This is a genomic window from Lyngbya sp. CCY1209 (assembly GCF_055795065.1).
The window spans coordinates 1-11,594 of sequence record NZ_JAYFER010000166.1 but is presented as its reverse complement, the minus strand read 5'-3'; the positions used below and the strand labels follow the sequence as shown (position 1 = coordinate 11,594).

Genomic DNA, 11,594 nt, shown 5'->3' with positions numbered 1-11,594 from the left:
GAGGTGAATTGGGACATGGTTTCTCCTAATTTGTAATTCGATCCCCCCTAGCCCCCCTTGATAAGGGGGGGACAAGATAAAGTATCAGCCGAAACCTAAGCTGGAGAAACGCTATCACTGGGGCCGTAAGTTTCTACCTAATATCGCATCCGGTTAAATACCCGCTTTCGTCTTGGGAATTAATTCCCAAGTGATCGCAAGTATCGCGCTCGTGTGTTGACAAATCGAGGAGATCCAAAAAACTTCAAAACCTCGATTCAGAGGGGCTTTGAGTTTTCCTGACTCCCGACTCTCGATTCTCGACTCCCGCGCACAGCGCTATAATAGCCGAAATTATCTAAAGATGATTGGGGAGATTTTGCAACTCAAAAAATGAGTCCGTTCGGATAACTGATTATCCGGATTTGATGGGAATCAGTGACTCCGATCTGCTCGTTCTAATTTTGTTCTAATCCTCTTGATAGGATTTTTGCTATTAGCTGGGAAATTGATTTCCCAGCGGGTGTTATTGGGGCGAGAAAGCAGGGTGACAAGAAACCCGCTTTCTCATTCTCACCCGATACCCACCCGGGGAATTGTCAGCCGTGACTTTGTATGGTATAATTTTCCCGAATTGTTTGTCTCCGATGGGGTTAATGATGACCGATTTTCAGGTGTGCGATCGCGACCTTTCCGACGAACTGCTGTCCGACTATTTGACGGCTGATGCCCTGGCTGTCGATACGGAAACGATGGGGTTGTTGCCGTGGCGCGATCGCCTGTGTCTGGTGCAAATTTGCGACCCGAAGGGTCGGGTTTCCGCCATCCGCGTCGAACGGGGGCAGCGGGAGGCTCCGAATTTAAAAGCCCTGTTAGAAAATAGCCAAATCACGAAAGTTTTTCACTTTGCCCGCTTCGATTTGGGGGCCCTCCGCTACCATCTGGGGATTCACGTCGATCCCGTATTTTGTACTAAAATTGCCAGCAAATTGGCGAGGACTTACACCGGCAAACACGGGTTGAAAGATATGGTCGCGGAACTCGAAGGGGTGGAACTGGATAAATCCTCCCAAAGTTCCGACTGGGGCAATGCAGCGAATTTGTCGGAAAGCCAACTGAATTACGCCGCCAATGACGTGCGGCACCTGCTGAGTGCGCGGCAAAAGTTGATGGGGATGTTGGAACGGGAAGAACGCCTCGATTTGGCCCTGGACTGTTTCCGGTGTTTGCCCACGATTGTCACGTTGGATTTGATGCATTTTAAGGATATTTTTGAGCATCATTAAGTTAATATAGAGTGGCTAGGGAAATGAAATCACTCGGTCGATCGTCGGATCAAATGATTCGCCCATCTCTCACCCATTCAAAGCCCCCAGAATTGGGGGTTTGGGGGCGAGACGATCAAAGCCCCCAGAATTGGGGGTTTGGGGGCGAGACAATATGCCGTACACATTGGGGTTTGGACAAATTCTCCCTCTGCGTTCCTCCGTGCCTGGAGTGGTTAAAATTTCGGACTGTTTTAACATCTTCTCATAGCACCCAAAAAATGAAACCAATTGACGGATTTTCTGTATTTGATTTTACCGCCGACGGCGACACCCGCCCCGTCTATTTTCGGGGGTCCGGTTCGGGGGTGATTTTGATGCACGAATTGCCGGGGATGATCCCCGAATGTGTGGATCTGGGAAACCGCATCGCGGCGGCAGGATTTACCGTTTTCATGCCCCTGCTGTTGGGGGAGGCGAATCAACCTTTCTCGATTCCGAAGACGTTGGGTTACGCGGCGAAAGTGTGCCTGAGTCGGGAATTTTCCTGCTTCGCAAAAGGGGAATCGAGCCCGATTACCGACTGGCTCCGATCGCTCTGCGGGGAGGTCAAAAAACGCTGCGGCGGTTCCGGCGTGGGGGCGATCGGAATGTGCCTGACGGGGGGATTCGTACTCTCCCTGATGGCGGACGAAACGGCGATCGCCCCCGTCGCCTGCCAGCCCTCCCTGCCCTTTCCCATTAGCAAAGAACATAAGCGAGATCTGGGAATTTCCGACACCCAGCGGGCGAAAATTAAGGAAAAAATCGATCGCGGCGAACGGATTCTTGCCCTGCGGTTTTCCGAGGACGGAACCTGTCCCGCCGAACGGTTTGTCAGGCTGCGAGAAGAATTCGGGGAGGGGGTGGAAACCATCGAAATCGACTCTTCGTCAGGAAATCCCCACAATATCCCGCAATCGGCCCACGCCACCCTCACGGTCCACTACTGCGATCGCCCCGGACACCCCACCCGGCAAGCCTTCGAGCGAATTTTGGAATTTTTTCGCGATCGCCTGCGGGGGGGAAATCCGTAGATATCGTTAACACCGAATCCGAAATTGTCAAAATGGCTTATTCTAAAACTCGGTCATGGTGTCTGTAAAAAGCGGGCGAAGCTCCACAACTTCGCCCGTTTAGTTTTAAATTAAGACTCGTTAACGTGAGGAAAGATATGCCAGGAACCGACATCACAGCAATCAAAGCCAGAGAAATCCTCGACTCTCGCGGCCGCCCCACCCTGGAAGCGGAAGTCTACCTCGCCGACGGTGCGATGGGTCTGGCCCAAGTGCCCAGCGGCGCCTCCACCGGGACATTTGAAGCCTGCGAACTGCGGGACGACGACAAAAGTCGCTATGGCGGAAAAGGCGTCCTCACCGCCGTCAAAAACACCCACGAAACCCTGGCGCCGGCCCTGTGCGGCATGGACGCCCTCGAACAGGGTGCGATCGATGCCAAAATGATCGAACTCGACGGCAGCGACAACAAGAGTAACCTCGGCGCCAACGCCATCCTGGGCGTCTCCCTCGCCACCGCCAAAGCCGCCGCCGCCAGTGTCGGCTTGCCGCTTTATCGCTATCTGGGGGGCACCGCGGCTAACCTCCTCCCCGTCCCGATGATGAACGTCATCAACGGGGGCGCCCACGCAGCCAACAACGTGGACTTCCAAGAATTTATGATCGTCCCCATCGGCGCGTCCAGTTTCAAAGAGGCCCTGCGCTGGGGTGCGGAAGTATTCGTCTCCCTGAGTAACGTCCTGAAAGAAAAGGGACTGCTGGGGGGAGTCGGGGACGAGGGCGGATATGCCCCCAACCTGGGCTCGAACAAAGAAGCCCTGGAGATTTTAATACAGGCGATCGAAATGGCCGGCTACAAACCCGGAGATCAGGTCGCCTTCGCCCTGGACGTGGCGTCGAGCGAATTTTACAAAGATGGCAGCTACGTCTACGACGGCAAGCCCCAGACGCCGGATGACCTGATCAACTATTTGAGTGACCTGTGCGGCCAGTATCCGATTTTATCCATCGAGGACGGCCTGCAGGAGGAAGATTGGGGCAACTGGAAGCCGCTGACCGATAAATTGGGTTCTACAGTGCAACTGGTGGGCGACGATTTGTTCGTCACCAACCCCATCCGCCTCAAAAAAGGCATCGAAAGCGGAGTGGCGAACTCCATTTTGATCAAACTCAACCAGATCGGGTCTTTGACCGAAACGATGGAAACCGTCAATCTGGCGATGCGGAACGGCTACACCTCCGTTATCAGCCACCGGTCCGGGGAAACGGAAGATACAACGATCGCGGATCTCGCCGTGGCCACCGTCGCCGGCCAGATCAAGACCGGTTCCCTGTCCCGCAGCGAGCGGATCGCCAAATATAACCGCTTATTGCGAATTGAAGACGAATTGGGCGATCGCGCCATCTACGCCGGAACCGTCGGCTTCGGACCGAAACGGTAAATTGGGGTGTGGGGGCCGAGGAAGCGGAGGGAGCGGAGGAAGCGGAGGAAGCGGAGGGAGCGGAGGAAGCAGAGGAAGCAGAGGAAGAGAAACGGGTGGAACACCCAAACCGCTTGGGAATCAATTCCCGAGGGCGCAAGCCTTGCGCCCCTACAAGCAAAAATCATCTTCAGATGATTGGGGAGTTTGTAGAGATCTGATATCAACTTGCCCCCTCTGCCCCCTCTGCCCCCTCTGCCCCCTCTGCCTCCCCTGCCCCCTCTGCCTCCCCTGCCCCCTCTGCCCCCTCTGCCTCCCCTGCCCCCCATCTCCCCATTCCCGACTCCCGACTCCCGACTCCCGACTCCCCACAAATATAAGGTGAACTTTGGCAGATATTGAAAAAGTGAGATAGTTTTGAAATTAAGTGATGTTTTGGAGCCGAGCCATGGAATCGTCGTCTCTCCTCACCGATGGCTAGTCCCCCCATCCGGAGGGATCGGGGTCGGGCTATCGATTAAACCCGCCAAACCCTCCAAACACAGATCCCAATTCGCTGCTATCCCAGAAAGCTGCCATGTCAACCTTAGTGATCGTTGAATCTCCCACGAAAGCCCGCACCATCCGCAATTTCTTGCCCAATGACTATCAGGTGGAAGCCTCGATGGGTCACGTGCGCGATTTGCCCCCCTCCGCCGACGAAATCCCAGAAGAATTCAAAGGACAAAAGTGGGCGCAACTCGGTGTCAACGTCGAAGGGGATTTCGAGCCGATCTACGTCGTCCCCAAAGACAAGCAAAAAACCGTCAAAGAACTGAAAAAAGCCCTCAAACAGGCTCAGGAGCTGATTCTAGCCACCGACGAAGACCGGGAGGGGGAAAGCATTAGCTGGCACCTGTTGCAGGTGCTCAACCCCCAAATCCCGACCCGGCGGATGGTCTTCCACGAAATCACCGAAGAGGCCATCCTCGCAGCCCTCCGAGACTGCCGGGACGTGGACGAACAACTGGTCCACGCCCAGGAAACCCGCCGCATCCTCGATCGCCTCTACGGGTACACCCTCTCGCCCCTGCTGTGGAAAAAAATCTCCCGGGGTCTGTCGGCGGGCCGGGTGCAGTCCGTCGCCGTCCGCCTGCTGGTGAACCGGGAGCGGGAACGCCGCGCCTTCCGCCAGGGGGGATACTGGGATTTGAAAGCCCTGCTGGAACAGGCGAAAACCGACTTTGACGCCAAATTGATCACTGTCAACGGCGTGCGGGTCGCCACCGGCAGCGATTTCGACGAAACCACGGGCCGCATCGCCGAGGGGCGCAATGTCGTTTTGCTCGACGAAGCCCAGGCGGAGGCCCTGAAGGATAAACTGGCGGGCAAACCCTGGTCCGTCACCAATATCGAAGAGCGATCCTCGACCCGGAAACCGGCGCCGCCGTTCACCACCTCCACTCTGCAACAGGAAGCCAACCGCAAACTGCGACTGAGCGCCCGCCAGACCATGCAGGTGGCTCAGGGGCTCTACGAGCGCGGTTTCATCACCTACATGAGGACGGACTCCGTGCACCTGTCCGAACAGGCGATCGCGGCGGCGAGAGCCTGCGTTGAGAGCAAATACGGCAAAGAGTACCTCAGCCCCAAACCCCGCCAGTACACCACCAAAAGCAAGGGCGCCCAGGAGGCCCACGAAGCCATCCGCCCCGCCGGACATTATTTCCGCACCCCCCGGGAGACGAATCTCGGCGGCAACGACCTGAAACTCTACGATCTGATTTGGAAGCGGACCGTCGCCTGCCAGATGGCCGACTCCCGCCAAACCAACATTTCCGTGGATTTGCAGGTGGAAGAGGCCGGGTTCCGGGCGTCCGGGAAGCGGATCGACTTCCCCGGCTTTTTGCGGGCCTACGTCGAGGGGTCCGACGATCCCGATGCGGCTTTGGAAAATCAGGAGGTGCCGCTGCCGCCGTTGAAAGTGGGCGATCGCCCGAATTGCAAGGAAATCGAGGCGATCGGACACGAAACCCAACCCCCCGCCCGGTTTACCGAGGCGTCTCTGGTGAAAACCCTGGAAAGCGAGGGCATCGGGCGCCCGAGTACCTACGCCAGCGTCATCGGCACGATTATCGATCGCGGCTACGTCCAGCAAAAGGGCAACGCCCTGGTCCCGACGTTCACCGCCTTCGCCGTCAGCACCCTGCTGGAAAAATATTTCCCGGATTTGGTGGATCTCCGGTTCACGGCCCGCATGGAAAATACCCTGGACGAGATCGCCACCGGACAGGCGGACTGGCTGCCCTACCTGCGGGATTTTTACTCCGGCGATACGGGACTCGAACACCAGGTCAAGGAACAGGAAAGCCAGATCGACAGCAAGGAAGCCCGGACTGTCGAGTTGGAGAATTTGGGGGAAGGGTCCGATGGCATGACCTACCGCCTCTGTATCGGCAAGTTCGGCCCCTACGTCGAGGCTCAGAAGGGCGAGGAAACCGTCACGGCTTCCATTCCCCAAGACCTGACCCCCGCCGACCTGACGCCGGAGTTGATTCAGGAGTTGATCGGACAGAAGACGGAGGGCCCGGAAAAGCTGGGGTTGCACCCGGAGACGGGGGAGGCCATCTACGTGCTCATCGGCCCCTACGGCCCCTATGTCCAGTTGGGGGAAGAGTCGGAAGCCAATAAGAAGCCGAAGCGGGTGTCTTTGCCGAAAGGGGTGGAGAAGGATGCGGTGACGATGGACATGGCGGTGAGGCTGTTGTCCCTGCCGCGGGTGTTGGGGCTGCATCCGGAGACGGGGGCGAAAATTAAGGCGGCGATCGGTCGTTATGGCCCCTATGTGGTCCACGAGGCGAAGGAGGGCAAGGATTATCGGTCGATTAAGGCACCGGATGATGTGTTGACGATTTCGTGCGATCGCGCCCTGGAACTCCTGGCCCAACCGAAACCGGGCCGCCGGGGTTCCAAAAAGGCGGCGACACCCCTGCGGGAATTGGGGGAACATCCGGAGGATAAGGAACCCGTCAATATCTACAACGGCCCCTACGGTCTTTATGTGAAACACGGCCGCACTAATGCCTCTATTCCCAAGGATAAACCGATGGAAAATGTGACGTTGGAGGAGGCGTTGGAATGGTTGGCGGCGAAGGCGAGTTCTAAGTCGAAATCGAAATCGACGAAATCGAAATCGACGAAATCGAAATCTCGCAGTAGTTCGACAACGAAGAAGTCCACGACTCGGAAGACGAGTACGCGGAAGAAGAAGACGGAATAGGCGATCGTAATTGGGGGCACCGGGTTTGGTGCCCTCAATTTTTTGATTAACCACAGAGGCACAGAGGACACGGAGAGAAGAAGGAGGGAGTCAATTACATTCTGCAAGTCTTGATATCAAAGCGAAAAAGTCGGGTCCCCAAACCCATCGGCGATCGACCAACCATAAAATTCCATACGTCTCTCCGGGGATACCATACGGTAAGTGTCCCTCTTTGGCGGTGGAGTCGAATGTCAAGCGTTTGTACTTGATCCATTGATCTTTCACTTTCCATCCCACGGCTTCGCCGAAGGATTCCCAGATCTTCTCATTATAATTTTTCGCGCCTCCCAGACTTTGATAAATTTGCTTCTGTACCGAAAAGCCGAAGCGTCCCCCGCTATATTTCACCCAAAGGCGATCGATCACTCGCAGATCCTGACAGGGAAAATTTTCGATATCTTTTACCCTCAACCATCTTTCGTTTTTTCGTCCCGCCACTTGCAGCATCAGCCGGGTGGTTTCTTCGTCCGCTTCTCGCCATTTTGCGATCGCCAACAGATTCTCCAAGCGTTGATAGCGGCGGGGGGTGACGGGTTCCAAATCGTCCAAAACTTCTGTTGCGGACTGGTAGCGTTTGCCGAAATCCCGTTCTACCAACCGATCCAAAATCTTTTCCAACTCGCGATCGACCGAATTGCCTTGTAAAAAATTTTGCCAAATCCATCCTTCTTCGGAATCGGGAAAATCCGACGGAATCGCCCGAGTTAGCAAGTGCAAACACGTCACCCCCAAGCTATAAAGATCGCTGTTCAATTGCGGTTGTCCCATCGCTTGTTCGGGGGCGCAATAGCCCGGAGTTCCGATCAATGTCCCGAATTTTGTACGGTGCGATCGCACGACTTTGGCGACACCAAAATCGACCAAAACTAATTTTTGATCGGCGCTACGACGAATGATATTATCGGGTTTGATATCCCGATGAATGACATTTTTAGCGTGGACGAATTGCAAAATTTTTAATAAATCTGACAATAATTCTCGAATCTGCCGTTCGGAGAAAACGCCATGTCGATCTAATTCGGATTCTAGCGTCTCTCCGGGAATAAATTCTTGGACTAAATATTGCCGATTATCCGAAATAAAATAAGCGAACAACTCCGGGATTTGCGGATGTTTTCCCAAGTCCTCCAAACATTCCGCTTCTTGGTAAAATAGCTGGGACGCTTTTTCAATATTGTCCGTCCCTTGTGCCTGGGGCAAAAACTGTTTGATGACGCAAAACGGTTTCGAGGGTTTATCTTCGTCGATCGCCAGAAAGGTGCGACCGAAACCGCCTTGACCTAAAATTGACTGGGGATAATATCTTTCTCGCAGGAGTAATTTGCCACCGCACTTCTGACAATATTGGGAATTGTCGGGGTTGGATCGGAGGCAGTCCGGGTTCAGGCATTGACGCATAGACGCAAAACCGGGAATTTATTCCCATTCTATCATCCAGTAGTAGACCGACATGGCTAAAATAATGCTTTAAGGTAGGGTGGGTTAGGCGGCTGAAATCCATGCTGTGACAACCATCTAGAAATCCGCCGTAACCCACCGTTTAAGGTGTGTCGCAGCACTATTTTACTGTTGTCACCCCACCTATAAAATCTTGAATTTTTAATTTTTAATTTTGATGGTGGGTTACGGCGCGGATGGAAAGTTGTGGGTTTTTCCGAAAAATTACGGCCGCGCCTAACCCACCCTACTATTGCTATAAATCCGCCGTAACCCACCTCAGCAGTTGAATTACAGATGTCGCCACATCATCCCGGCTCTAGCCGTACCAGACGCCCGTTAGGCTCATCCGTTAGCACATAAATCAGTCCGTCGGGGCCTTCGCGCACATCCCGCACCCGTTGCCCGATGGCAATGGGGATTTCGTTGACCACTGCGCCCGACTCATCCACATCAAGATAGCGCACATCCTGGGAGACGAGCCCGCCCGCAAACAGGTCGCCCTGCCATTGGGGAAAGCGATCGCCCCGATAGACGAGCAATCCCGATGGGGCGATCGCGGGCGTCCATACCACTAGGGGATCGACCATGCCGGGGCGCGATCGCTCTGACGAGATCTCCCCGCCCGAGTATTCGCGACTGTGGGTAACGACCGGCCAGCCATAATTTTCGCCCGGTTGCAGGCGATTAAACTCATCGCCCCCCCGCGATCCGTGCTCTGTTGCCCACGCCTGCCCCGTGTCGGGATCGACCGTGAGCCCCTGGATGTTGCGATGACCGTAGCTCCACACGGCAGGTTCCGCCCCCGCCGTATCGACAAAGGGATTGTCTGCCGGCACCGAACCATCGTCATTGAGGCGGACAACCTTGCCCAGATGACTCCCCAATTCCTGCGCCTGATTGCGAATCAACTCACCCTCTAGCTCAATGGGCGGATTGCCGCCATCGCCGATGGAAACCAGCATCGTGTCGTCGGGTAGCCAAGTGATGCGAGAGCCAAAATGCTGGCCCCCCGACTTGGCACGATTCACACTAAAAATGACCGTCCAGTCAGAGAATTGAGTGCCGTCAAAGCGGGCTCGCGCCACCTGCGTCTGATTGGCTGATGCCGTCCCTTCGGAATAGGTGAAATAGACCCATTGATTTTCCCCAAACTGCGGATGTAGGGCGATATCCATCAGGCCGCCCTGATTTTGATTGAACACATCGGGGACGCCTGGAATCGGGTTGGGGTCGAGGGTGCCGTCTCGCAGCAGTCGCACGCGCCCCGGTCGCTCAGTAATCATGATGGTGCCGTCCGGTAGCCATGCCATGCCCCAGGGATGCTCCAGCCCTTCCGTCACAATGGTGGGCGACAGTTCGTTGGGGGATCGGGCGATCGCGGGCTCAGTTGGCGCGGCATCTTCGACCGTTGTTTCCTGTGAAGCCGCCACTGCCGTGTCATCGGGTGCAGAGGTGGCGGGCTCCGAATCAGTTGCAGCACAGCTCATCACCATCGATCCGGCCATCAAGGCTCCAGCGATGAAGCGCAACGGAAATTGGGGCATCGTCATCCCTCCTATGGGCAGCTTGGGTGAAAGATCGGTCGGTTTGGGGGACATTACGATCCTGAAGCCTGGCCTGAGTGGGCGACTCTACGCTACCTGTTCGCTCTTTTCTCTGCAAATTTACCATAATCCTGTCCCAGCGATCGCACGACTTTGGCGACACCGAAATCGACTCAAACCAACTTTTGATCGGGGCTACGGCGGGGGATTCGATCGTATCGCAGCAAGGTAGGGGCGCAAGGCTTGCGCCCCGAATTTTAGATGCACCACAGGATTAAGCGGTCAACTGTTCGATCGCTTCAGATCGGGGAGCGACGGACATTTTCTTCAGCCAGCGATAGTTGGCGGCCAGGGCGCCGAAAAATGTCTCGTGAACCGCATATTTGACGCCGAATTCCTCGCACACTTCCGCCACGATGGGGGCGATTTTGGGATAGTGGATGTGGCAGACTTGGGGAAATAGGTGGTGGATGGCTTGGTAGTTTAACCCCCCGACATACCAAGTGATGATGGGGTTTTTGGGGGCGAAATCGACGGTCGTTTTAACCTGAGCGATCGCCCATTCGTCCTCGATATTCAAGTGATTCACGTCGAAAAATTCGGCCGGCTCGATGACGTGGGCCAACATGAAAATGACGCAGGCAACGAGTCCGTGGGTCATGTAGACGATGGTCGCACCCGCCACGGCTTCCAAGGGGGAATAACCGACGGCGATCGGAATCAGTAAAAACACCGCGACTCCGAAAGCTTTGAACGCCAATAAAGTGGCGATGTCAACCCAACTGGGTTTGGGGATAGCGTGGTCGTGGTATTGCCGCTTGAACAGCATGGTTTGCACGTCCGCGATCGACCAATAGTAGGGGATAAACGGATAAATAAACCAGATGAAAAAATGTTGGTAACGATGATACCAGCGGTGTTCCATACTCGGACACATCCGCACCAGTTCGTCACCGTGAATTTCGACGTCATGCCCCAAAATATTCGTGTAGGTATGGTGGAGAACATTGTGGCGAAATTTCCACAAATAACTCGAAACCCCGATCGCATCGTGGGTCAACCCGCACAGATAATTCACCCACCCGTATTTGGAATAACCGCCGTGGTTGCCGTCGTGGCTGATATTGAAGCCGACGGCCGAAACCCCCAACCCCAAAACGATGCAACCCGCCAACTTCATCCAGGTCACATCCGGCCCGAAAATGACAAATGTCCAGGCAGAAACCACCCAAACAACAATAATTGCCGTCTTCAAATACATCGCCGGATTGTCGCGGGGAGAAATATTCTCCGCCTCAAAATAGGCCTCGACGCGGCGATTCAGTTCTTTGCGAAACCCGATACTTTTTCCAAAAGTAACTTTTGAACTTGTTGATTGCATTAAACCGGCTGTTTATTTTTCAGGAGAAACATAATTATAACATTCATAGCAAAAAAAACGGAAAAGCCCCTCGATTTTAAATAAAAATTAAGATTTTCGCATAATTTTCGAGCGGGACGCCACTGCGGTGAGTCGAAATAGCCCCAAGTTCCGACAATCGTCCCGATGGTGCAAGGGTACGATCGCACAACTGTAGCGACACCAAAAT

The 11,594-nt window shown here is 54.8% G+C and carries 7 protein-coding genes; 4 read left to right on the top strand and 3 right to left on the bottom strand.

Going from position 1 to position 11,594, the window contains the following annotated elements:
• Window positions 1–638 precede the first annotated feature (638 nt).
• The 4 genes from AC0QHF_RS02425 to topA all read left to right on the top strand — a co-directional run bounded on the left by AC0QHF_RS02425 (window position 639) and on the right by topA (window position 6,979).
• Window positions 639–1,265, top strand: coding sequence for a ribonuclease D (locus AC0QHF_RS02425; protein ID WP_324702590.1), 627 nt, complete (start codon window positions 639–641; stop codon window positions 1,263–1,265).
• A 260-nt stretch (window positions 1,266–1,525) separates the two neighbouring features.
• A complete protein-coding gene (locus AC0QHF_RS02420; RefSeq protein WP_324702589.1) occupies window positions 1,526–2,320 on the top strand; it encodes a dienelactone hydrolase family protein in 795 nt (264 codons plus the stop codon).
• A 137-nt stretch (window positions 2,321–2,457) separates the two neighbouring features.
• Window positions 2,458–3,741, top strand: a complete 1,284-nt coding sequence (gene eno, locus AC0QHF_RS02415; protein ID WP_324702588.1) for a phosphopyruvate hydratase — start codon at window positions 2,458–2,460, stop codon at window positions 3,739–3,741.
• A gap of 556 nt (window positions 3,742–4,297) precedes the next feature.
• A complete protein-coding gene (topA, locus tag AC0QHF_RS02410) occupies window positions 4,298–6,979 on the top strand; it encodes a type I DNA topoisomerase (RefSeq protein WP_324702587.1) in 2,682 nt (893 codons plus the stop codon).
• A 90-nt stretch (window positions 6,980–7,069) separates the two neighbouring features.
• Here the strand turns inward: topA and AC0QHF_RS02405 are convergent, their stop codons facing one another.
• The 3 genes from AC0QHF_RS02405 to AC0QHF_RS02395 all read right to left on the bottom strand — a co-directional run bounded on the left by AC0QHF_RS02405 (window position 7,070) and on the right by AC0QHF_RS02395 (window position 11,386).
• The gene (locus AC0QHF_RS02405; protein ID WP_324702586.1) at window positions 7,070–8,419 is read right to left on the bottom strand and encodes a serine/threonine-protein kinase; all 1,350 of its coding nucleotides are present in this window, start codon (window positions 8,417–8,419) and stop codon (window positions 7,070–7,072) included.
• Between the two features lie 347 nt (window positions 8,420–8,766).
• Window positions 8,767–10,005 carry a PQQ-dependent sugar dehydrogenase gene (locus AC0QHF_RS02400; protein WP_324702585.1) on the bottom strand — a complete coding sequence of 413 codons (1,239 nt, stop codon included), beginning with the start codon at window positions 10,003–10,005 and terminating at the stop codon, window positions 8,767–8,769.
• A 274-nt stretch (window positions 10,006–10,279) separates the two neighbouring features.
• The gene (locus AC0QHF_RS02395; RefSeq protein WP_324702584.1) at window positions 10,280–11,386 is read right to left on the bottom strand and encodes a fatty acid desaturase family protein; all 1,107 of its coding nucleotides are present in this window, start codon (window positions 11,384–11,386) and stop codon (window positions 10,280–10,282) included.
• Window positions 11,387–11,594 lie beyond the last annotated feature (208 nt).